The following is a 22,130-nucleotide window of genomic DNA, read 5'->3' on the forward strand; positions in this document are numbered from 1 at the left end:
AGAAAAACATGTACGGAACCTGTAAAACCCTCTGCCGCTTGTTGCGTGAGCAGTATCCCGCAGAAACCCCTTTGAACCTCATTGTCTGGTCCCCGGCGGATATCGAAGCGCTGGCCGACGGAATGGAATATGCCGTTTCGAAACAGGACACAAGGGCGGTACTGGCGCGTATGGACGCCATACCGGAAGAACAACGGCTTGAGTCGGGCGTGTCTGCCAGTGCGGTGATGGATCTGATTGAACAGGTGAAACAGGCCGTTCCGGCGGTAATGGTGCCGGCTGACCTGCTAGAAACCCTGCTGATAACCGCTGAACAGGCGTTGTGGCACAGAGAATGGTCCGCCCGGGATGAGAACCATCCGGTGCCGGAAAGCGTGACCCGTCGCCTGGCTGATGCGGCGAAAGTTCGCGCCTTAATGAAAAACTGAAATCTGCACGCCGCCCGGGCGGCGTGTACTGAACCCGTTCAGAGGAACCCACTATGCAGGAAATCACCACGTTAACCGCCCTTATCATGCGCCGTGCGCGCGATTTGATTGCTGATTATGGATGGCCTGACCATACCGATGTTGATCAGCGTGATCCGGTCAATAAACCGGGATGGATAAGTATTTATGTCCGTCTGGATGCGGCAAATATTGCTCATCTGCTTCCTTTGCTTTGTACCGGTGACGTACCCGCAGAGCTGCAAAGTGCCATGACAAAAATAGCCGGGACGCCAGCGCAGATTATTTTATCCGGCAGCCGTTATGCCGACGCGCCGCAGCTTCCGGAGAACGGAACACAGATAGCGTTCCCCTGGGCCGGGGAATGGCTGACGGAGCCGGAGATTCAGGCTGTAACGGATTGCCTGTCCCGCGCCGTGCGGGATGTCTCCCGGCAGGTATGGGAGGATGCGCGCCGGATAAAAGCGGCGCTGACCACGCGCGGGGAAACGCTGTTTTATCGCCAGACCCGAAACTTCCGTCTGGTTGTGAAGGAAAACGATATGCCCTGCTGGCTGGACGACGATGATGACAATTTACCGGTGGTGCTCGATGCCATCCTGAACAAAGAGGCACGCTACAGCAGCGTCGAGTTCTTTGTTATCAGCGACAAAGTGGATCAAATCCTGGCATGTGGCCAGATGTGCGATGTGCTGCGTATTCCTGGCGAGCCCCCGCGCCGGTGGATGGATTTAACCCTGTTACATGAGGTCATGGCAGAAGCGCGTGCAGAAATCAGTCTTGTCCGCAATGCCCTGTCAGCAATCCGGCCAGTATAGCGAACAGCAGGGGGCGGCGGCCCCCTGAATCAACATCGAAGGATAAGGATGTCGCCGGCTCCACTTTTATGGCTCTTCCTCCACGTTGTTCCGGCTTCGCGGTGAGTAACGCCCCGTGCGGACTGCGGCTTACGCCGTGCCTCTACTGTAGCCGGGCCGCGGCTGATGCAAGGGAAGCGTAAACGCCGTCACCTTCACCCGGTCGCAGTGTATTTCAACGGCATTATCCGCCGTCTTCCCGTCGTTTTCCGGCTCATTTTTCGCCGTCAAACCGTCCAGCCTGCTCCTGCTTTTTTACTGCGCTGCGGCCTCGGTGACGCCCTTGCATCCTCCGCTTTTCGCCCGGCTGTCGTGTCGGCACGGCGTAAGCCGGAACTCAGACAACATCGACTATGGAGGATTTTTTATGAGCACTACGATCACCACACCTGCGGTTTACGTTGGCACCTACCATAAATACAACTGCGGCAGCATTTTCGGCAAATGGTTTGATCTGACGGAGTTTGACGGCAGGGAGGATTTTTACGAGGCCTGTCAGGCGCTGCATGCCGATGAATGGGATGCCGAGTTTATGTTCCAGGACTGGGAAGGCATCCCTTCGCAGTTCGTCTCTGAAAGCTCCATTGACTGGGATTTTATCGCCGCTTACAAACGTGCCGAAGAAGAGGGCAGGGAGACCGCGTTTATCGCCTGGGCAGAGTATACGGGCGAGTGTGACTATGACGCGTTTGACGATGCGTATCGCGGCGAGGCGGAGAGCGAGGAGGACTATGCGCGTGAAATGGCTGAAGACAACGGCCTGCTGAATGAGGTGCCGGAGCCGCTGCGCAGCTATTTCGATTTTGAAGCCTGGGCGCGTGACCTGTTCAGCAGCGGTTATGTATTCCATGACGGCTACGTCTTCAGCAACTGATTTTCCCCGGCAGGCGGTTCAGCCGCCTGTCAGCCCGCGCGGAAAACCAGGCAGGCTCTGCCTGCCGGCGAAGTTCGCCGCGCCTGCGGCGCCGCGCATCTCCGCCAGTGCCTGATGCTCCTGTGGTGTCAGGGGATGAATATTGGTGTGCTGCAGCTGGACGGCGATATTTCTGTTCTGGCGATAATGCCTGCGTTGCCGTTGCCGTTGCCGTTGCCGTTGCCGTTGCCGTTGCCGTTGCCGTTGCCGTTGCCGTTGCCGTTGCCGTTGCCGTTAGCAATAGTGGCCATACCGATGGCGTACTGGCTGATATCTCTGTCCTGTCGGTTTTTCTTCCTGTTGTGTCTGCCTGTGGGCGACTTCCCTGACGGGAACCGGCGCTGTCGTAAACGGAGCCGGTAAACCGTCTCCGCCCTGTCGGGCTTCCATCGCACTGTCGCAGGTTTAACATCACGCTTGCGGCATCCGTCTACGGATGCGCCGCTCTCACCAGCCCGGCGGTAATGCTGCCGGGCCTCTTCGGGGCAACGCCGTTTCGCGCCCGCGCGTTCCGTCGTTGCGGCGGGTTCCTGCTCATTCCTTGCCTGGTTTTTTCACCCTTTTGAGTCCTTTCGCCGGGGCTGAGACAAGCACAGCCGCTGTCAGCTGTCCAGGGTAAATGGCACGCGGTAAACCGCGCCCCGGACATCCGCCATCGCCCGCGCTGGTTTACGCCCCTGCGGCGAACGGCTCTCAAACGGGTGAAGGTAACAACCATCGGGGCGTTCAGCAGGTCCCCGCAAAACGTCAAAACCGCGGCCCCGGCAACTCAACGGGTGATGGTTTTTTAAAAGCAAAACAGGTTCAGAAGGAGGAGCAACATGAGCGAGGCGCTGGCGGTTTTACCCGACGACACCTTTACCCGCGAACAGGCTGAGGCCGTTGCGTCACAGTACACCAACGTGGCGATAGAGGACGATCAGGGGGCGCATTTTCGCCTGGTTGTCCGTAAGGACGGTGAAATGGTCTGGCGCACGTGGAACTTTGAGCCGGGCGGCACGTACTGGCTCAACCGTTATATCGCGGACTACGGTATCCGCAAGCCGCAGTAAGAAAGAGGTGCCCTGCCGGAGCGCGAACTCCGCAGGGCCAGACAATCATCAATATCCAGTGAGGTATCAACTATGTCAGTAACCGATGTTAAAGCAAAAGCACCCAAAAAAGCGAGCAGCAAAAAAATCACGAAGGCGCAGGAAGAAGCCCTGAAAGCCGCCCTTGAGGCCGCTGTCATCGAGTATGTTCCGCTGTCCAGTCTCGCTAAATCCCCGCTGAACGTGCGCACCATCCCGTATTCCGTGGACAGCGTTCGCGGTCTGGCTGACTCCATCGAGGCGCTCGGACTGCTGCAGAACCTTATTGTTCACACCCTCGCGGACGGACAATCCGGCGTGGCCGCAGGTGGCCGCCGACTGACTGCCCTGAATCTGCTGGCGCAGGAAGATCGTCTTGCGGCCGATCATACCGTCATGGTGAAGCGCGTCTCAGACGACATTGCGGCCCTCGCCTCGGTTGCCGAGAACGAGCAGCGCGCCGCCATGCATCCCGCCGAGCAAATCGCAGGTTTCCGTACGCTGGCAGGGCAGGGCAAAACTCCCGCACAGATTGGCGACGCCCTCGGCTTCGGCTCCCGCCACGTGCAGCGCATGCTGAAGCTGGCAAACCTCGCCCCGTCCCTGATGGATAAGCTCGCGCAGGACGAACTGACCGTTGAGCAGTGTCAGGCGCTCTGTCTCGAGGACGATCCTGCCCGTCAGGTTGAGGTATTTGAAAGCGTGAAGGCCAGCTGGTCGAACGCGCCCGCACACCTGATTAAACGCGCCATTACCGAAACCGAGATGCGCACCGACAACACCAAATTCCGGTTTATCGGGCGCGAAGCGTATGAGGCGGCAGGGGGTTACGTTCGTGAAGATCTGTTCAGCCAGGACGAGGGCGACGGCACGGCAGACAGCGTACTGGTTGAGCGTCTGGTGCAGGAGAAGCTGGAGCGTATCGCCCTGGACATTCAGCAGCGTGAGGGCTGGGCATGGAGTCGCGGACGCGCAGCCCGCATCTGGTACCACGGCGAAGACGGTAAGGAGTTCGTTCAGCCTGTTGAACCCGATCCGGTGTATACCCCTGAACAACAGCAGCGTCTTGATGCGCTGCGGGAGCAGTACGACACATATGACAGCGTTTGCGACGAGTCGGATGCGATCGAAGCGGACATCCTCGCCATTCAGGTGGCGGCAGAAGTCAGCGCGTGGACTGACGACATGAAGTCAGGCGCGGGGGTGATGGTCAGCCTGTACGAAGGACAGGTGTACGTGCAGCGCGGAGTTCGCCTGAAAGCAGATATGCCGGAAGAAACCGAAACCAGCAGCGTAACGGTGCCGTTCACCTCACGCCAGCCCGACGCCGCAGAGGGGATCAGTGTTCCGCTGCTCACGAAAATGACCTCCGAGCGTACGCTGGCAGTCCAGGCGGCGCTGATGCAGCAGCCCGAAAAGGCGGTGGCGCTGATGGTCTGGCGCATGTGTACCTGCGTCTTCTCGGGCTGTCTGACCACGGCGCACCCGTTCCGTATCAGCCTCACCGTGTCTCACGGCAGCCTGACGGAGAACGCCCCGTCCGGTAAGGATGGCGCAGCGTTTGAGATGCTCATGACCGAACAGGCAAGGCTGAAAGCCCTGCTGCCGGAAGGGTGGGAGAAGGACTTCACCACCTTCTTTGCCCTTGACGGCGGGGTGTTGATGTCGCTGATGGCCTTCTGCACGGCCTGTTCCGTTGACGGGGTACAGACCCGCGATATGGGGCATACCTCCCGAAGTCCACTCGATGCGGTCGAGGCGGCAATCGGGTTCCATCTGCGCGACTGGTGGCAGCCGACGAAGGACAACTACTTCGGCAGCCTGAAACATCCGCAGATTGTGGCCTCCCTGAAAGAGGCGGGGCTGACGGGCGCGGCGGGTGATGCGGAGAAGATGAAGAAGGGCGATGCAGCAGCGCATGCGGAGCACTTTATGCAGCACACCCGCTGGGTTCCGGCATGGCTGAAAGGACCAGAGCCAGCGGCTGAATCCGGTGCTGACGACGCGGTTTCCGATACCGACAGCACTGACAACGACACCACCAACACGGCACACGCCGCCTGATAACGGAGAGCCGCCCTTGTGTGAACAGGGCGGCAATAAGGAGATATCCATGCGCACTATTCTTACCCCCGATGTACTGAAAACGATGTCCTGTGATGAGTTTGAGGACTGGCGGGACAGCGGCGAAGACTTTCGCCGCGAACTGACCCACGCCGTTATGCGTGACCTGTCCTGCCCTGAGAACTGGGATGTAAACGGCGAGTACCGCAGCGAGTTCGGTGGCTTCTTCCCCGTGCAGGTGCGCTTTACGCCCCCGCACGGCAACTACCATATTGCCGTGTGCAGTCCAGGTGCTATCAGTCCGGCGTGGATGGTGGTGTTCGTTCCCGCCAGCGGTCGCCCGTTCTCCGTCATTCGTACCCTGAGCGGCTACCATCCGGAGCTTGTCAGCCACACCGTCAGCCTGACCGCGCGTCTCGATGCGGACGGATACAGTCAGGCCAGCATCATCAGCATTCTGGCAGCGGAGGGCGCGGTATGATCCCTTCACATCTCTCTCTGGTTCCCTTCAGTCCTGAGCGACGCGCCGCGATGGAAGCCATCGCCGAGGTTGAGCGCAGGCGGTCTCGCGGCTCGCTGTCTGCGGCGTACCCATATGCCAGCGCCTTTTTTCGCCGGCTCACGGGCAGCACGCGCATCACCATCAGGGAAATCCATTATTTTTCGCCGGTGCTGACGGCGCGGGAGCTGCGGGGCAGCAGGGACAGCTGGCTCATTGCCATCGATGCGCTGATTGAAAGTCGCGGGACGCGTTGCTGGCTGCCGCTTCCTGTCGGTGCGGGTCAGCGCCTCTTTCCGGAGGTGGCCTTTCAGCAGACCGAGCGGGTTCGCTGTCAGGACGCCCTGCGGGATGAAAAATACACCCGCCAGCGCCGTAAGGAACAGTGTCAGCGTGAGCGGGCGTACCAGGCGCTGGCGGGGCAGGCGGAGATTGAGCTGGCATTCCATACGCCGGAAACGGTCAGCAGCTGGAGCGCGCGCTGGTCGGGGACTGAACTGCGCCAGTACGACCTGGAGGAGATGTTCTGGCGCTGGAGCGAGCGTTTCCCGTCACTGGCGCCAGTGGAGCGCTGGATGACGGAGAGCCAGCCTTTCTGGACGGTGATGGCTGAAACGGATGCGCTGGCGCGGGAAAGCACTGAGTCTGTCAGGCAGCTGGAGCGCTGGATGGTCCCCAACAAGCTGACCGCGCGGAGTCAGGTATGAAGTGGCGTTACTCGCTGCGCTGGAAGCGTCCCGGTCCCTGTCCCGGTGAACCTGAACTGGCGTCAGAAGTGGTGGAGGCAGGGAAGCCCGCCCCTGAGTCCGTGATGTCACTGTGGGTGGCCGGAGCCGGATATGCTGTCTGCGTTGATTTTCTGTGTGACAGACAGATCAGACGCTGGACCGACGAGCGTAAGGCTGCCACCCGCCGACGGAATCTGGCGCGTCGTGTTAACAGAATTGCGCCGCTGTTTGCTGATGAACTCATCGGGCGGGAACTTGCGGCGCGACCGGACTATTATCGAGGGAAGTCTCACCGGTGAGTTTTGTTATTATCCCCTGGAAATCTTCAGGGCTGCAGGAGCCGGAGAGCAGTCGTAGTCTGCAGCCATAAAAGGAGGCTGATTCTGAATAAAGGACTGACATTATCGGCGCTGGTTGCCATGACGCCGGAGGATTATGAGCAGTTTCGCTCTGATGGCTGGTCTTCTCGTAAGGTGCTGACGCAGGCCGTGCTGCGGGAGTTGGTTTTGCCGGAGGGCTGGGTGGTTTCACCCGAGAATCACACTGAATACGGTGGCGTATGGCCCGTTAGCCTGCGGTATGTTCCACCGCATGGCAGACACTGGTTCATGCTGACCAGCCCCGGCGAAGTCTGTGACCACTGGATGCTGTTGCTTCAGTCAGCCAGCGGACAGCAGATTAAATGTCTGCTCAGAATGCCGGTACTGGATACCTTTCTGATAAACAGCCTGCTGCTGCGGGCTGATGTGCTGGATAAAAAACGGTACACGCTGGCGGGGCTGGCTAATGAACTGGCTGGCATCACCGTTACGGCAATATCCGGGCGTCGTCCCTGACGGGACACGGCTGTCGTGAACAGAGCCAGCGAGCTGTCTCTGCCCTGCGGGCGTCCATCCTGACGCAACGTCAACCCCTGCGCTTGCTGCGTCCGTAAACGGACGCGCCGCTTCACCCTGTCGGCGGTAAAACTGCCGACAGTCCTCTGACGCCCCGTCGTTCCGCCGTGTCGGGTGTGTTCATCCTCTCCCCGTACCTCTGGCGAGCCCTCTCCCGTTAAGTCCCCGGGCGGAGGGCTGGTCGTAGCACCGTCGTGTCGTCATCCGAAGGGTGAAATGCACTCCGCCAAAACTTTTTGCGAAGGACCGCAAAAACTTTTGCCTCCGCCCTTCTCCTGCCGCCCCGCCGTTGCTCCTTTGCCCTTTGCCGCCAGGGAACTCACCGAGAGATGGATTAACCACCAGACAGGAGGAAAAGCAGGATGAACACACAAAACGTCAACGTCAAAACCGCCACCAAAGAATCTACCGAAAGATGGGTGAAAACCTCGTCCCTGCGTACTGATGGCTTTGTGCGCAATATCCATTCCCGTAACCCGTTCGATGTTATTCGCGCGGACGTGGTGCTGGTCCGTATGGAAATACAGGCTAACCGGGGGTGTGGCCTGCACTACGAGATTTATGAGTCCCGTCTGCTGGGTATGGCTATGCACTACCTGGCAGAACTGCCACTGAAAGACCGTCCGGCGTTTATGGGGGCGGCAGCGAAACGGGGTTACATGCTGACGACTGCGGAAGAAGAACGTGCCGATGGTGAATGTGCTGACCTGATGATCGAGCTGGCGGCGGATTACTGATTACTTAACCGGCTGGCGGCAGGGGATGCCGCCAGTCACACCGGAGAAACATTATGAGCAACAGCAACACGAACAGTACGTTCAGCTTTGACGCATGGGAGAAAAGCGCGCTCAGCGAACTTGATACCCTGCAAAACCACGTCAGTAAAGCCCTGATGAAGTACCAGAGCAATACGGACAAAACGGCGCTGGGCGAGTCTGCAAACCGCTATATGGGCGAACTCAGAACCGCTGTCACGCGCATCCTGAAAGCCACGCCAGCCATTCAGCAGAAAGTCGACGGGATTGCCGACATGCTGCACCTGATGGCGCATTTTTCCGGCATCACGTTCGACGAATAACCACCACGGCGAAATATCAACGCCATTAACCAGAAGGAGATAAACCATGCACTTAAATCTGACCGAATCCTGCGCTGAAGCGGGTATTTATGCGACCAGTGAGGCCGAACGCGCGTACTGGCTGAGCCGCGAAAAGTCATATCTGACCGCGTCCGTCGAAATCGACGTACACGCCTTCCATGATGCGCTGGGGCTGATGTACCCGATGAACTGGCGCAGCAGTCAGAACGGCGAGTGTGAAACCTTCATGCTGGCGGAAATGGTCTGCGGCAATGTGACCGAAATCTACGCGCGGATCGGTATCCGTTATTACCGGATGCGCGACTACAGCAACCTTGACCACGCGGAGATTCTGGCACGCGTTAAGGAGGGAGTGCAGCGCCAGAAATGAAAAAGGCAGACTTTCGTCTGCCATATCCCGCCGGATTTACCCGCTTGCAACGATTAATCCGGCCTTCACCAAAAGGAACAAACCAATGCAATTCAGTGAAGTTTCGATTGTTACACCGACCGCCCTGTATGTCCAGATGCTTGAGGCGGAAAACGCACCCGTAAAAAAACAGGTGCGTATTAAACGCAGTGATATCGACCGTGACGACATCAGCGCCGAAATGCGGGCGCTGGGCCGTCACATAGCGCACTGCCGGAAGAAGGGGCGCGCCGTTCGTATTCCTGCCATGCGCGGGAGTGAGTGGGGGCAGGTGTTACGCACGCTCGAACTGAAGCGGGCATTTAACTGATAACTGAGCCGCTCCTTACGGGGCGGCATTTAAGGAGGAAATATGTCTCAACTCAGTTTTGCCAGCTTCTTTGATCAGGCGAGAGAAGCCGCACCCTTAACACCCGCTAAACCCGTATTGCCCACCGTGAATGCGCAGCCGATACTGCACCGGATGATGACAATCGACCAGGCCCGCCGCCAGTTTATCAGCGTGTTCAGGGATACCGCCCGCAGCCTGCGCCGCTGGGAGGTGTTCAGCGACTTTATCACGCTGGCCGCCAGCGAGCTGGATATGGCGCGGATAAGAACGCCAGAGAATATTGAGCAGAGCCGCAAAATCTGCGCGAAGTACAGCGAGAGTGATATCAGCAACCTGCATACGCTTTTCTGCCTGATGGTCTGCGCACTGGAGGCCAAATTCCACGACTTCCTCGGCGCGATCTTCATGGAGCTTGAGCTTGGCGACGACCGCAACGGACAGTATTTCACGCCGTATCACGTCCAGTCACTGCTGGCGAGGCTGCTGATGCCGGACGTCGACGAAACGATACGCCGTGAGGGATTCGTTACCGTCAGCGATCCGGCAAGCGGCAAACGTTACATACGAAGTTTTAATCGCACACCATACATGGTTCAATGGTGACAAATTAGACCACTCCATGCTCAGAAGTGATTCCTTCCTGAACGGCATTGAGTTGTCGAAGGGGGAAATGAATGGCCAGCCTTGAGCAAATCAACTACCAGCCACATCGAGCAGAAATATCGGACAGCTCGTTACAGTGGACTCCATTAAAAAGAAAACCCATCAGAAATCTTCCCCAAATAGTCTGGGAAGATAATTCAACCTGGGCAGAAGCTAATCTTTGGGCCCTAGATCAGGCAACATCTTCAAAACGGGATCTGAAAACCGTTCGATCCAATATGTCCCACCTGCTTGCCTACGCAAAATGGCTGGAAGCAGAGTCAATCCAATGGTGGCATTTTCCAGAACGAGAAAGTGAGCGCTGCCTTGTTCGCTTTCGCGGAGCCCTTGTTGCCGCCAGAAATAATGGTGATATTGCTCCAAGTACTGCATCTCAACGAATGGCGGCTGTAATCCGCTTCTATAAATGGACACAGTCGCGTCGACTAATTTCACCAGAATGGCCAATGTGGGAGCAGCGATTTGTTGGAATCAAACTAACCAATCCGTTTGGTCTTGAACATACCATGCGAGTTGCCAGTACAGACCTTGCCATTCCCAATCGAAAGGTTGCTGGGGCCATACAGCTTGAGGATGGCCTTCTCCCAGTAACTGTTTCTGCAATGAAAGAAATTCTCGCGCTGGCAGATCGCAGCGCAACCGAAGAGCTCTCGTTAATGCTACGTATTGGTTTCTTCACAGGATTGCGCATTGGCTCAATTACCGACCTGAAAGTTCAAACTCTTCACAACGCAACCATCGTTCCAGAAGTCGGTTGGAAGCGATTAGCTGTTGGCCCTGGTGCGAGGCCAATGGTCTCAACCAAGTTTGGCGTTTCCGGTTCAGTGCCAATACCAGATGAGCTTCTCGAAACACTTATTGCCTATTCCATGAGTACGAGACGGCTGAAACGCCAAATGTTAGCGAGCCCCGAAGATAGGGATCTGCTATTCCTCACTCGCTATGGCAACTCGTACAGCGGTGATGATAGCCGAGCGGTTAACGTGGAAATGTCTCGTCTCCGGACATCCGGTAAAAGGGCTGGGCTGCAAGTGATGCGCGGTTTTCATTTCCATCGCACAAGAGCCACTTTTGCCACAGAGTTAATGCGCGTGGCGCTAAAGTTCATGCCAGTCGGTGATGCCATCCAGTTTGTAAGGGAGGCATGTTTGCACCGCGATGAAAGCATAACGATGAAATACATCAAGTTTATTGAAACAAACAAAGCAATGGCAGATGCTGCTGATGCTTTTTCGGAAGCCTTTATGGGATTGGCAAGAGGGCGTGCCAATGCATGAGTTAAATCTTACTTTCCCGGGCATGAGTCTTGGTACGCATCAAATCCCCTGGAACCTGAACATATTGCTTCACCATGGTGCTGCATGTTTACCGAGAAAAAATGCGATGGAAGCGATACATCATTCCTCTGCTGAGGATGTTGACGTTCTTCGAATTCCAATTGTACTCGCATTTCATGAAGCTATTTCCAGCATGATAAGTCAGGGGCGCTCTCGTGCACTTATCGAAGGCAGTCTGGAAGTGCTTTGGCGGTTCTTTGCATGGTCAGATACCAACTCATTGACTATGTCTCGAGATAAAGTGGTAACCAACTTCAAGAAGTGGTCGGAACACCAGTTATATAGATCAAAAATAAAAAAGGAAGTGTCTGAAAATTACGCTTACAGACAGACTTCAAAGTTAGCCAACCTCATCGCAAGAGCCTTAAAGCTTCCTGGAGCTAAGCCTGGTGGCGCACTTTTGATGCAAACAAGGATCAGAAAACCTAGCTCAAAAAAGAGCGTAATGACCAGCAGCACAGATAAGCAAAATCTCAGCAGTACATTTGAGTTTGGTCATTACCTGAGGTCGATCTGTGACGCCTTGGATTGTTCGACGGTCAGAGGACGGCTACCAATCCGCATCACGCTGCAAAATGGCAAGACCTTGGTGGTTGCAGGAAGCCTGCTTAATCCGGAAATGGATGTCGAATCTATAGAATGCAACACGGTCAGAAAAAATGCCGAGAAAGCCAGAGCGCCACTAGCGGAGAATGAAAGCCTTTTCGATCGGCATAAAAGATCGGGAATACTGAATCTGAGAATAGAATCTGAACTTTTGATATTCATCGCACAAACAGGGATGAATCTAACTCAGGCATCAGCGCTTGAAAGAGAAACTTATCGTTGGAAGTCTAACGGTGACAATCTGGAGGTTTTCCGCGTATACAAGGGGCGACGCAGCGGCGAAGCTGTTTTTCGTTGCTATCGTGCTTATAAGGAACATCTCGAGCGATACTTGCGGTGGCTGAATGACACAGGGTTTGCTGAACACGATACCCGGCTTTTCCCTTTGCAAAGTCGAGGTATGATTCGTGCAAAAGATTCAAAGATTGGATTCTACACATTGAAAGAATCCTTCAAGAAAATTGATGCTCGGATTATAGGGCCACAGGAGTTGCGTAAAACCAGAGTAAACTGGCTACTAAGGCGAAGTAACGATCTCGAACTTACGGCTGAGCAAATGGCCCATGACAAGGAAGTCCTTCTGCGTGATTATGAAAGGCCGCATCATCAATCAGCGGCATCTGAAATAGTCCGGTTCCATGCATCAACAGATCCCGCCTATACACCACCAGGACCAGGTGTATGTATCGACAAAGGTAGTGCCCCCGAGTCAATCAATGGTATAGCTAAAGAAGCGCCGAAACCGGACTGTATCAGCCCAGAAGGCTGTCTTTTTTGTACTAAGCATCGAGATGTTATGAGTTCAGATTATTGCTGGAAGCTTGCCTCGCACGCCAAGATCAAGAGCCTGGAAGCAAACCTGTATAAACCATCGGAAAAGCAAGACCTTCATCCTGCATATCGAGTTATTGAAAGAATAAACAAAAAACTTGAAGCAATAGCGTCAGGCAGCGAAATACGAGCAATGTGGGTAAGTGAATCCCGGGATTTGATTCGTGCTGGTAAATATCACCCCTATTGGAGTGGTCATATAGAGCTGATGGAGGTAATTGCATGAACTTGGCTTACTTCCCGGGATTGCAGATTGAATCAGCCTTATCAAAAGAAGATGCGCTGAATTTTAAACCTAAAAGCTGGCCCCCAGAGCCGGATTTTCCTGCTGTGATAGACGCCTATGGCCATGTTGTGTCTCGATATGGTGACGTAAGATGGGATCTTTCTCCTTGGTCTGGGCACACCCTCACCATTTACTTTGGGGATGGTCCTGGTCAGGGAAAAAGAGTTAGTCCTCAGAACGCGGAGTTATTGCGTAAAGTTGTAGCGTGGTGGCTTTGGGGCGAAGCGGCTATACGTTCTGCCAAGGCATTGGTGTTTAGGTTTGAGACGATCAAACCCCTGTTTGTGGCCTGCACAGATTCAGGTATTCTGGCTACTGAGCTCTATAGATATCCCAAGGTCATCGAGAAGCTCTCCGAATATTACAAGCAACGCGGAAATCGCTTGATTGAATGTCTCCATTCATTATTCATCGCACGAGAGACTTTGGGGTTTGTCTTGCTTGACGAAAGCGGAATTAAACTACTTAGCAGCGTATTAACAACGAATGATTCGACTCAGACAGCTTATATACCAGCGAGGATATGGAGTTATCAGGTTTCACGTCTTCGGGAATGCTTGGAAGACTTTCTGTCGCATCAAGAACAAGTTGAGGCCTGTTACGATTTTTGTTTGTCAGCTTATGCCAGAAATGCTGGAGGACATTTATCAAAAGCATTCAACGGCTTGGGCTGTGATGGGCCATTTAGAGACTCGCGAGTTATAGGAGAAAGCAGAACTGGAAAAATCTTTCATGGGTCATTTACAGAGACAGCTGAAAAATTTGGTATATCTGAATTGCTTGATCGTTGGGTGTTGTTTAATAAAGTTAGTGGAATCAGATCACTTACTACTTACCTCTCTTTAATTAGCAGTGCTGGATTGGCTTATCTTTTGAACTTTTCTTTGATGCGAATTGAAGAGGGCTCCAAACTTCGTGCTGATTGTTATGAGGTTGAACGTGATCAGCTCGGTGAAGATATTCACATGCTAAAAGGTGTAACAACAAAAACCATTGAGGATTCTGATGCTCGCTGGATTGTTTCACCTTCCGTTGAAATAGCTCTGAAAGCAATGAGAATCGTTGCTTTCATGCGGTCAAAGGCAGCAAGAGAGAATCCCTATTTAGAATTATCAAAGGAAGATGTCGAGAACCCAATTCTTCAATCTCTTCAGCATGAACCATGGAGCTCCAAAGCGCCTAAATCTGATCTTGACCCTCCATCTCCGAACAGCTTTTGTATCTTAAGTTAACGATGTCCGCTGCCGCCGGTATTCCCTCGGGGAGTGATATCCCAGCGCGCTGTGCGGGTGGTTTTCATTGTAATGCGTGAACGCTACTGCAAGGTTTCGCAGTGCTGTTCTCACATCCGGTTTTGGCATGAACGCGATATAGTCTTCTTTCATCGTTTTCACGAACCGTTCGGCCATGCCATTACTCTGCGGGCTGCTCACCGCTGTTGTGCAGGGCTCCAGATTCAGCTCTCTCGCGAACCTCCGCGTTTCATACGCGGTATACGCTGAACCGTTATCCGTCAGCCACTGCACCGCTGTGTCGGGCAACCTGTCGCCGAAGCGCTTTTCCACCGACCTCAGCATCACATCCTGCACGGTCGAACTGTCATAGCCTCCCGTGCTTGCTGCCCAGTCTATGGCCTCACGGTCGCAGCAGTCCAGCGCGAACGTTACCCGCAGTTTTTCGCCGTTGTCGCAGCCGAACTCGAAGCCATCTGAACACCAGCGCATATCGCTTTCTGCCACCGCTATCTTGCCCTTATGTTCACGCTTCGGTCGCTCTGGTTTGTGATGCAACAACAACAGGTTATGCTCGCTCATTATCCTGTAAAGCCGTTTGGCATTCACAGGTGGCTGTCCCTCTGTGCGACGTTGCTTGCGCAGGATGCCCCACACGCGTCGATAACCATAACTCGGCATATCGCTGATAATGTTGAGGATAGCCGACAGTATTTCTGCGTCTGCTTCTTCATTACGCCGGTTACAGCGCCTGTCCTGCCAGTCGGCAGAACGGTTAATCCGCAGTGACAGTTGCGCACGCGACACGCCCATGGTCCGGCTGACCATGGCTATTCCCCGTCCTTTGGCAACAAGGGCGCGTGCGCTATCCATTTTCGCGACTGACCGTACTCCACGGCTTCTTTCAGGATCTCAACTTCCATCGTTTTCTTGCCCAGAAGGCGCTGAAGCTCCCGGACCTGCTTCAGAGCAGCAGTAAGCTCAGAAGCAGGAACGACTTCCTCTCCAGCCGCAACGGCGGTGAGGCTGCCTTCCTGATATTGCTTCTTCCACTTAAACAGCAGGCTGGGCTGGATACCATGCAGGCGGGCGACATGGGAGACATTCATACCCGGCTCCATCGTCTGCTGGATAATGGCGATCTTCTCCTGAGGAGTTTTACGTTTACGGACTTCTTGCCCTAACAGGATCCCGGTCATCTCAAAATTGGCGTTAGTGTTAGACATATATTCAAGCCTATCTCTTATCTGGAGATACAGCTACTGTCCGGTGTTTCAGGGGGCTACATCACCAAAGCGCCTAAATCTCAATCAACCAAAAAGTACAAAAAGATTCGGTCATACGGTGACATCTCAAAAAACCTGTGGCCAAAACTCTTTGATGATAAGGAACTGACGATTACCGAAGCCGACCTGGAAATGGCCAACAGAATGACATTTGGCCTTGATCCAGAGAAGTTTGCCGTAGGCAAAGTCTGGCCCCTTGCCTGGCATCAATTACGACGCACCGGTGCTGTCAATATGCTTGCCAGTGGATTGGTGACCGAAGCGTCTCTTCAGTACCAGCTGAAACACGCCTCACGCGCCATGAGCCAATACTACGGAAAAAACTACTACCGACTCAAAGAACCATTGAATGACGAAGCACGTGCCTATTACTTGCGTGAGATGTATCAATCAATGGTGCGGGAGTTTAAAGCGCTTCAATCTGATCAGTATGTTTCTCCACATGGCGAGAAGCGCAAACAGCAGATCCTCTCTGAAATATCGGAGAAAGACCATGAGCAGTTGCTCAAGGCCGCAAAAGCAGGACGGGTCAGTTACCGTCAAACATTCCTTGGTGGTTGCGCCAATTCAGGCCCGCCTTGCCCGCTTGGAGGGATCAGCAATATCAGTTCCTGCATGGGATTTGGTGGTAACACCCCGTGCGCATCGGCATTGTTGGATAAAGCCAAACTACCCATGATCAAACAGCTTAAAAACGTTATTGCCATTCAGATCAGTGACGCAGCGCCGGACTCCCCTTTGTATGAGTCATTGCAAGCGCAATTAGAATCCGCAGAGCGAGCAATCCATGTCATCGAAAGCAATTGAACCAAGAAAAGTCAGCAAGGCCGAACTGAAATTCAGGGAGGCTTTCGAACGCCTCAAGGTGGGCAAACCAGATATTCTGCCGAAAGGGACGCCACTCAGTCAGAACAATGTTGCCAAAGAAGCAGGGGTAGATCCTTCCGCCCTTCGCAGAGCACGGTTCCCCGAGCTGGTTGCGGATATTCAAGCCTGGATAGAAAGCCATAAGGATGAAGCACCGCAAAAATCTCCCAGACAAATGATGCTTGCGCAAAGATCGAGGAACCGGGATCTCCAGGAAAAGGTTAAGGCGTTGGAAGAACAGCGGGATAAAGCCCTGGGGCAGTTACTGGATGCCCAATCCCGGATACTCGAACTGACACTTGAGAACCAGCGACTACAAGCTCAGCTACCGGCCAGTAATGTTCACTTCATTTCGAATTCGAAGAAGCCCTCGTGAACAGCTGGCACAGGGCGTGGGCCTAAATCTGCTAAGAAATGAGATTTATGACCGGAACCTCCAGGGCGTCAGCGATTTGATAGATCTTCGTCAGGGTGATGTTCTGGTCGCCGCGCTCGATATGTCCCATATAGCTCCGGTCTATCCCAGCAAGATCCGCTAGCGCTTCCTGCGAGAGGCCTTTTTCCTTCCGTATCTGGCGTACCTTATCGCCAAAAGCGATCAGTCTTGGATCTTTCATATTTGCTCTGCCCAAAAGACAGAACCATCACCAAATGTTGGATATATCACCACGGGATATATCGCTCATTTTTTGCTGTTCTGCGGTAGTCTTAACCCAATCGACCGGGCTATGGACAAGCATATGTGGAACGACAAGAAGCAAAAATACTGGGAGGCGATACGAAATCACCCCGGAGTAAGCTGCAAAAAACTAAGCAAATACAAATATCTACTGCAATTCAAAGGGCGGCGATGGTACTTGTGGCCCCGATCTGGGCGATATCAGCACCTGACCCAGGATGGTGGCGTCTCAGAGGTGTTTATGGGGGAGCTGTCAGACTTCTATCACCGATACCTGACTGGTGAGCTTCAATTCCCGGAGAACTTCGGGAAAACCTGGAGCAAGGCAGACGAAGAAGTTCTTTACGATATGATCGACCATGCCTGCACTGTCCGGCAGATCGCCGCTGAACTGAAACGGCACCCGGTGAGCGTCGTTAACAAGCTGGCGAAGTACCTGGACGATGACAGTATCCAGAATCGTATTACTCAAGGTTTTTACGATGTCCCTGTCCGGGAGCTAATTCGATGGGTGTAGACCTACGCTACCCCTGAATAGTAATTCCTATTCATTGACCCCTGCTCAGGACGCCTTCTATTTGCTTGACAACGGGTAATAATGTTGATCACCTGATAACAACCTTGTACTATTTCGACACTAAAACATTACCCTCAACAGAGTGCGGATAACGCAAATGAGTGAGCAAATAATGACCGTCAAGGATGTCGCGTCGTACCTCAAGCTCAACGAGCGAACTGTTTACCGTATGGCAACGTCAGCGAAAATACCCGCCTTCAAAGTGGGCACATCCTGGCGCTTCAAACGTGAAGACATCGAAAAGTGGATAGAAGAACAAAAGAATGACAGACAATAATAGGGAATTTCGGGGTGTTACTGGATAACAAAACCAGCGGCCACGTTGGTATCGAACTGAAAAAACACACCTTTTCTGGCTCCAGGCTCTCTGTTCTGTCGAGCCTGTTTACCCTATACGGTTTTGCCTCGCTGAAGCACGAGCTGAAGCAGCTGGAGTCAGCAAGGATCATCTTCAGTGAATGGGAATCACTCAATCTACAGAACCTGGTCGGGTCTGAGTCTGACGTTCGCTTACTGAACCAACTACAACAAAAACGCATTGCCAGCGAGTTCTCGCAATGGCTGGCAAACAAGGCTGAAGTGAAAGCCAGTGTGCGGCCTCAGCCGGGGCAGAACATTATTCACCTGGGCGTACCCGAACAAACAGGCTCACCCGAGCAAAGTTTTGCCATCAGCGGCAGTGCCACGCTCAGCCCAACCGGGCTCGGCGACGTGCGCTCCGACTCCCTGCAGATGAACATGGGCTTGTCTGATCCAGAGAGCACCCGGCAGCTTCTGACGTGGTTTGATAATGTCTGGGCTGATGCACAGAGTCTTCGTGATATTAAGAATGACCTCATCGCCAGATTGGATACCATCGCCGCCGATCAACCGGCCAGCTTTATCTATTTCCTCACGCTATTTCATTTGTTCAAAGACTTCCTCGAAGACATCGACGAAGACAACATCATCCGTAGTAAAACCGGCTTTAAAGATACCCTGGTCTGGAACAAACTCTACAAATTCCAGAAAGACGGTGTGCTGGGTGCAATAGACAAGCTTGAAAAGCACAACGGCTGCATCATTGCCGACAGCGTGGGTTTGGGTAAAACCTTTGAAGCCCTGGCTGTGATCAAATACTACGAACTGCGTAACGATCGGGTGCTTGTTCTATGCCCGAAAAAGCTTCGTGACAACTGGACCATGTACACGGTCAACGACAAGCGCAACCTGCTCGCAGCTGACCGCTTTAATTACGACGTACTGAACCATACCGATCTGACTCGACCGAAAGGCTACTCGGGCGAAATCAATCTGGAGACACTGAACTGGGCTAATTACGATCTGGTGGTCATCGACGAATCCCACAACTTCCGTAACACACCGAGCAAGGCGGAAGGTAAAAGCCGCTATGAGCGCCTGATGAACGACATTATCCGCTCAGGAGTGAAAACCAAGGTGCTGATGTTGTCGGCAACGCCGGTCAACAACCGCATGAACGATCTGAAAAATCAGGTCGCCTTTATTACCGAAGGTCGGGATGATGCCTTTGCCGAACAGGGTATCAAAAATATTGAAACCACTCTGCGGCTTGCCCAGAAGCAATTTAACCAGTGGGTCAGTGAGCCGGTCGAAAAGCGCACCACCGCAGCCTTACTCGACATTATGAGCTTTGACTACTTCAAACTGCTCGATATCGTTACCATTGCCCGCTCTCGCAAACACATAGAAAAGTACTACGGCACCGAAGATATTGGCCGCTTCCCGACTCGCTTGGCACCTAAAAACATCTATGCCGACATCGACGCCTCCGGCGAGTTTCCTCCCTTAAAAGACGTCAACAAAACCATCCGGCGGCTATCCCTGGCTGGTTATTCTCCGCTGAAATTCGTGCGCGAAGCCAAAAAAGCCGAATACGCCCGTCGTTACGATAAAGCCGTGGGCGCAGGCAAAGGGGTATTCAAACAGGTTGACCGTGAAGAAAGCCTGATTCACCTTATGCGCGTCAATTTGCTCAAGCGCATGGAAAGCTCAATTCACTCGTTCACGCTGACGGCCACCAAGCTCGCTCAGCAGGTCGACCGGCTGCTGACCAAAATTGATGCCCACAAATCAGAAGAACTGACCGAGCTGAATATCGAGAATATTCACGACTTTGAACTGGAGTCCACCGAGCTGGAAACTTACATGGTGGGCAACAAAACCAAAGTGTTGCTCCAGGATATGGATCTCATCCGCTTTAGGCAGGAGCTGGAAGCCGATCGCGAATTCCTCACTTACATTGCTAACACCGCACAAAGTGTGAACGCAGGTCGTGATGCAAAGCTGGAGCAGCTTAAACAGACCATTGCCAGCAAGGTGGCTAACCCGCTAAATCCTGGCAATAAGAAGGTGATCGTGTTTACTGCGTTCGCCGACACGGCTCAATACCTGTATGCCCATCTGGCGCAATGGGCGCATTCCGAATTAGGCATTCACAGTGCATTGGTGATGGGCGGCGGTACGAATAAAACCACCATGACGGGCTTAGGTTCTGACCTCAATAATATTCTGACCGCCTTCTCGCCGGTATCCAAAGAACGCAACAAAGTAGACCCAACCGCCACGACGGAACTGGATTTACTGATCGCCACCGACTGCATCAGTGAGGGTCAGAACCTGCAGGATTGCGATACGCTCATCAACTACGACATTCACTGGAACCCGGTACGCATCATTCAGCGTTTTGGCCGTATCGACCGTCTTGGCAGTAAAAACACGCAAATCCAGCTGATTAACTTCTGGCCCAATATGGAACTGGATGAATACATCAACCTTGAAGCGCGTGTCTCCGGGCGCATGGTGTTATTGGATATATCCGCGACGGGCGAAGAAAACGTCATTGATGAAAGCGCCAAAGACATGAATGACCTTGAATACCGGCGCAGACAACTACAGCAACTCAAAGACGCGGTAGTCGATCTGGAGGACATGAGTGGCGGTGTATCCATTACCGACCTTACCCTCAATGACTTCCGCATGGATCTGTCAGGCTATATGAACGACAAGGCCCAACTCGCAACGCTGGAGCAAGCACCGCTAGGGCTTTACGCTGCCGTCACTATTGACCAAGATCTGGCCGCCGATGGCATCAAACCGGGCGTTATCTTCTGCCTGAAGAATATCCGCAGTGGTAAAGAAGCGGTTCAGGTAGATGACAACTACCCGCTGGCCCCGTACTTCCTGATCTACGTGACCGCTGATGCCGAAGGCAGCACGGTGGTTGAGCTGAACTTCACCCAAAGTAAAAAGATACTCGATCTGCTCAAGCGTGAAGCCTTTAAGCACAAAGCGCCCGATCAGCCCGCCATCACAGAAGTTAACCGCATGACACGCCACGGGCGTGATATGAGCTACTTTCAGCACCTATTAGCTGACGCCGTAGATAGCATTGCCGGGAAGAGCGAAGAAAAAGGCATTGAAAGCCTGTTTGCCAAAGGCGGTACCGTACTGACCGCCACCTCCAGTCAGGGCATTGAAGACTTTATGGTGGTGTCCTACCTGATATTGACAGCCCCTAACGAGGCTGATGAGTCTAAAAGGAACAGAGCACAAGGAGAGCGTGATGTCTGATATGGGTTTAGGCTTGCCAGAATTCGAAGCCTTTCTGGAAGGCTTGAACGTGCCCAGTAGCTGCGTGCTCAATAAGCCCCTGTTTAAAAAGATGTTTCAGCAGCACGCCAACCTAGATGCTAAAGACAAAAAGGCTCTGAAAGACGATGTTGATAAGATTCGCTGGCTATACACTTTAAAGCCCAGGACCATCAATATCGCGTCCTACAGTGATGACCTGCGCGATTATGGCGAGTTGGCTTTTCTAGTCGTGGAACTCAGTAGCGCTAAAAATGCGGAACGACTCGGCCAACTGATTAACCGGGCGATACCTTACCCGACGGTCATTTTCTTCGTGCTCTCTGAAAGCAAAATCATAGGAGAAGACACAGAACCAAATGACGAACCTGATATAGAAGAGCGCCAAAAAGAACACACCAACGAACAACTAGCTATCTGTGTCGCCGATAAACGCATAAACAAGGCCGATAAAGAAAAGTGGGTCATTGCAGCGTTGCAGTTATCGCCTTGGCTGGGGTTGAGCAGCAAGACTGAAAGCGAGCAGGAATTTGTAAACAGCTTGACCTTTACCGGCTTGCCACACAGCAACTTCTGGCTGTTTTATCAAGCCATCATGGCCCGTGTACAAGCCCTTCACTGTGCTGAAATCAGCGGGCGCTTTCATCTGGTTAGCAGTGAAGTCACACAACAACAAGCTGACCAGCTTAACCGTTACCGCAGTATCGAGAACGATATTAAAAAACTACGTGCCCAGATCAAGCAGGCTGAGTTCAGCCAGCAGGTTGTGTTGAATACCCAGATTAAACAGCAGGAACAGCGGCTCAAGCAGATCGCTGAAACCCTGTAATCGAATTGAAATAGTA

Annotated in this window: 25 protein-coding genes and 1 pseudogene; 23 read left to right on the forward strand and 3 right to left on the reverse strand. The window is 53.4% G+C overall.

Annotated elements, in window-relative coordinates; genetic code table 11:
• Nucleotides 1-8: 8 nt before the first annotated feature.
• The 3 genes from AC0XWG_RS25450 (at nucleotide 9) to AC0XWG_RS25460 (ending at nucleotide 2,177) form a co-directional block, all read left to right on the forward strand.
• On the forward strand, nucleotides 9-428 hold the full coding sequence (locus AC0XWG_RS25450) for a DUF1380 family protein (protein WP_025760321.1): 420 nt from the start codon (nucleotides 9-11) through the stop codon (nucleotides 426-428).
• Nucleotides 429-481: 53 nt separating this feature from the next.
• Nucleotides 482-1,264, forward strand: a complete 783-nt coding sequence (locus tag AC0XWG_RS25455; RefSeq protein WP_025760320.1) for a hypothetical protein — start codon at nucleotides 482-484, stop codon at nucleotides 1,262-1,264.
• 406 nt (nucleotides 1,265-1,670) lie between these two features.
• A complete protein-coding gene (locus AC0XWG_RS25460) occupies nucleotides 1,671-2,177 on the forward strand; it encodes an antirestriction protein ArdA (protein ID WP_060446820.1) in 507 nt (168 codons plus the stop codon).
• Nucleotides 2,178-2,305: 128 nt separating this feature from the next.
• Here AC0XWG_RS25460 and AC0XWG_RS25465 read toward each other — a convergent pair whose 3' ends face one another.
• A complete protein-coding gene (locus AC0XWG_RS25465) occupies nucleotides 2,306-2,467 on the reverse strand; it encodes a hypothetical protein (RefSeq protein ID WP_180958791.1) in 162 nt (53 codons plus the stop codon).
• A gap of 570 nt (nucleotides 2,468-3,037) precedes the next feature.
• Here AC0XWG_RS25465 and AC0XWG_RS25470 point away from each other — a divergent pair.
• From AC0XWG_RS25470 to AC0XWG_RS25535, 14 genes and pseudogenes are all read left to right on the forward strand, one after another.
• Nucleotides 3,038-3,268 carry a DUF905 domain-containing protein gene (locus tag AC0XWG_RS25470; RefSeq protein ID WP_025760392.1) on the forward strand — a complete coding sequence of 77 codons (231 nt, stop codon included), beginning with the start codon at nucleotides 3,038-3,040 and terminating at the stop codon, nucleotides 3,266-3,268.
• A 72-nt stretch (nucleotides 3,269-3,340) separates the two neighbouring features.
• A complete protein-coding gene (locus AC0XWG_RS25475) occupies nucleotides 3,341-5,350 on the forward strand; it encodes a ParB/RepB/Spo0J family partition protein (RefSeq protein ID WP_045911936.1) in 2,010 nt (669 codons plus the stop codon).
• A 49-nt stretch (nucleotides 5,351-5,399) separates the two neighbouring features.
• Entirely contained in the window at nucleotides 5,400-5,831 is a 432-nt protein-coding gene (psiB, locus tag AC0XWG_RS25480) for a conjugation system SOS inhibitor PsiB (protein ID WP_060446821.1), read from the forward strand.
• On the forward strand, nucleotides 5,828-6,556 hold the full coding sequence (locus AC0XWG_RS25485; RefSeq protein WP_060446822.1) for a plasmid SOS inhibition protein A: 729 nt from the start codon (nucleotides 5,828-5,830) through the stop codon (nucleotides 6,554-6,556). The genes psiB (AC0XWG_RS25480) and AC0XWG_RS25485 overlap by 4 nt, the downstream gene beginning before the upstream one ends.
• Nucleotides 6,553-6,876 carry a theronine dehydrogenase gene (locus AC0XWG_RS25490; protein WP_072271145.1) on the forward strand — a complete coding sequence of 108 codons (324 nt, stop codon included), beginning with the start codon at nucleotides 6,553-6,555 and terminating at the stop codon, nucleotides 6,874-6,876. Before AC0XWG_RS25485 ends, AC0XWG_RS25490 begins: the two co-directional genes overlap by 4 nt.
• A 3-nt stretch (nucleotides 6,877-6,879) precedes the next feature.
• Nucleotides 6,880-7,413, forward strand: a complete 534-nt coding sequence (psiB, locus tag AC0XWG_RS25495) for a conjugation system SOS inhibitor PsiB (protein ID WP_227660342.1) — start codon at nucleotides 6,880-6,882, stop codon at nucleotides 7,411-7,413.
• A gap of 422 nt (nucleotides 7,414-7,835) precedes the next feature.
• Nucleotides 7,836-8,210 (forward strand): hypothetical protein, encoded by a 375-nt coding sequence (locus AC0XWG_RS25500; protein ID WP_060446823.1) that lies wholly within the window; start codon nucleotides 7,836-7,838, stop codon nucleotides 8,208-8,210.
• 53 nt (nucleotides 8,211-8,263) lie between these two features.
• The gene (locus AC0XWG_RS25505; protein WP_032672744.1) at nucleotides 8,264-8,551 is read left to right on the forward strand and encodes a hypothetical protein; all 288 of its coding nucleotides are present in this window, start codon (nucleotides 8,264-8,266) and stop codon (nucleotides 8,549-8,551) included.
• Nucleotides 8,552-8,597: 46 nt separating this feature from the next.
• Nucleotides 8,598-8,942, forward strand: a complete 345-nt coding sequence (locus AC0XWG_RS25510; protein ID WP_008324177.1) for a hypothetical protein — start codon at nucleotides 8,598-8,600, stop codon at nucleotides 8,940-8,942.
• Between the two features lie 85 nt (nucleotides 8,943-9,027).
• Nucleotides 9,028-9,291 (forward strand): hypothetical protein, encoded by a 264-nt coding sequence (locus AC0XWG_RS25515; protein WP_008324174.1) that lies wholly within the window; start codon nucleotides 9,028-9,030, stop codon nucleotides 9,289-9,291.
• Nucleotides 9,292-9,447: 156 nt separating this feature from the next.
• A pseudogene (locus AC0XWG_RS25520) lies at nucleotides 9,448-9,864 on the forward strand (N-6 DNA methylase); the annotation flags it as partial.
• 122 nt (nucleotides 9,865-9,986) lie between these two features.
• On the forward strand, nucleotides 9,987-11,252 hold the full coding sequence (locus tag AC0XWG_RS25525) for a tyrosine-type recombinase/integrase (protein WP_208165724.1): 1,266 nt from the start codon (nucleotides 9,987-9,989) through the stop codon (nucleotides 11,250-11,252).
• Nucleotides 11,191-12,975: a site-specific integrase gene (locus tag AC0XWG_RS25530; protein ID WP_208165723.1), complete on the forward strand. Its 1,785-nt coding sequence runs from the start codon at nucleotides 11,191-11,193 to the stop codon at nucleotides 12,973-12,975. The genes AC0XWG_RS25525 and AC0XWG_RS25530 overlap by 62 nt, the downstream gene beginning before the upstream one ends.
• Nucleotides 12,972-14,267 carry a hypothetical protein gene (locus AC0XWG_RS25535; RefSeq protein ID WP_475681174.1) on the forward strand — a complete coding sequence of 432 codons (1,296 nt, stop codon included), beginning with the start codon at nucleotides 12,972-12,974 and terminating at the stop codon, nucleotides 14,265-14,267. Before AC0XWG_RS25530 ends, AC0XWG_RS25535 begins: the two co-directional genes overlap by 4 nt.
• Here AC0XWG_RS25535 and AC0XWG_RS25540 read toward each other — a convergent pair.
• Nucleotides 14,259-15,466, reverse strand: a protein-coding gene (locus AC0XWG_RS25540) for an IS3 family transposase (RefSeq protein ID WP_089617520.1) whose coding sequence is annotated in 2 segments (ribosomal slippage) — nucleotides 14,259-15,145 and nucleotides 15,145-15,466 — 1,209 coding nt in all. Because the reading frame shifts where the segments join, the coding sequence is not laid out codon by codon here. The two genes, AC0XWG_RS25535 and AC0XWG_RS25540, sit on opposite strands and share 9 nt — an antisense overlap.
• Nucleotides 15,467-15,685: 219 nt before the next feature.
• Between AC0XWG_RS25540 and AC0XWG_RS25545 the strand changes: the two genes are divergently transcribed.
• Both AC0XWG_RS25545 and AC0XWG_RS25550 read left to right on the forward strand, forming a co-directional pair.
• A complete protein-coding gene (locus AC0XWG_RS25545) occupies nucleotides 15,686-16,360 on the forward strand; it encodes a hypothetical protein (protein ID WP_475681175.1) in 675 nt (224 codons plus the stop codon).
• Entirely contained in the window at nucleotides 16,341-16,796 is a 456-nt protein-coding gene (locus AC0XWG_RS25550) for a hypothetical protein (protein ID WP_208165721.1), read from the forward strand. Before AC0XWG_RS25545 ends, AC0XWG_RS25550 begins: the two co-directional genes overlap by 20 nt.
• Nucleotides 16,797-16,827: 31 nt before the next feature.
• Here the strand turns inward: AC0XWG_RS25550 and AC0XWG_RS25555 are convergent, their stop codons facing one another.
• Nucleotides 16,828-17,037, reverse strand: a complete 210-nt coding sequence (locus tag AC0XWG_RS25555) for a helix-turn-helix domain-containing protein (RefSeq protein WP_208165720.1) — start codon at nucleotides 17,035-17,037, stop codon at nucleotides 16,828-16,830.
• Between the two features lie 303 nt (nucleotides 17,038-17,340).
• Between AC0XWG_RS25555 and AC0XWG_RS25560 the strand changes: the two genes are divergently transcribed.
• The 4 genes from AC0XWG_RS25560 (at nucleotide 17,341) to AC0XWG_RS25575 (ending at nucleotide 22,114) form a co-directional block, all read left to right on the forward strand.
• Nucleotides 17,341-17,616: a hypothetical protein gene (locus tag AC0XWG_RS25560; RefSeq protein ID WP_144134371.1), complete on the forward strand. Its 276-nt coding sequence runs from the start codon at nucleotides 17,341-17,343 to the stop codon at nucleotides 17,614-17,616.
• 157 nt (nucleotides 17,617-17,773) lie between these two features.
• The gene (gene mads1, locus AC0XWG_RS25565) at nucleotides 17,774-17,953 is read left to right on the forward strand and encodes a methylation-associated defense system helix-turn-helix domain-containing protein MAD1 (RefSeq protein WP_039532421.1); all 180 of its coding nucleotides are present in this window, start codon (nucleotides 17,774-17,776) and stop codon (nucleotides 17,951-17,953) included.
• Nucleotides 17,954-17,967: 14 nt separating this feature from the next.
• On the forward strand, nucleotides 17,968-21,267 hold the full coding sequence (locus AC0XWG_RS25570; RefSeq protein ID WP_144134373.1) for a helicase-related protein: 3,300 nt from the start codon (nucleotides 17,968-17,970) through the stop codon (nucleotides 21,265-21,267).
• Entirely contained in the window at nucleotides 21,260-22,114 is an 855-nt protein-coding gene (locus tag AC0XWG_RS25575) for a DUF4391 domain-containing protein (RefSeq protein ID WP_273886270.1), read from the forward strand. Before AC0XWG_RS25570 ends, AC0XWG_RS25575 begins: the two co-directional genes overlap by 8 nt.
• Nucleotides 22,115-22,130 lie beyond the last annotated feature (16 nt).

This window comes from Enterobacter sp. DVT3837 (assembly GCF_056238685.1).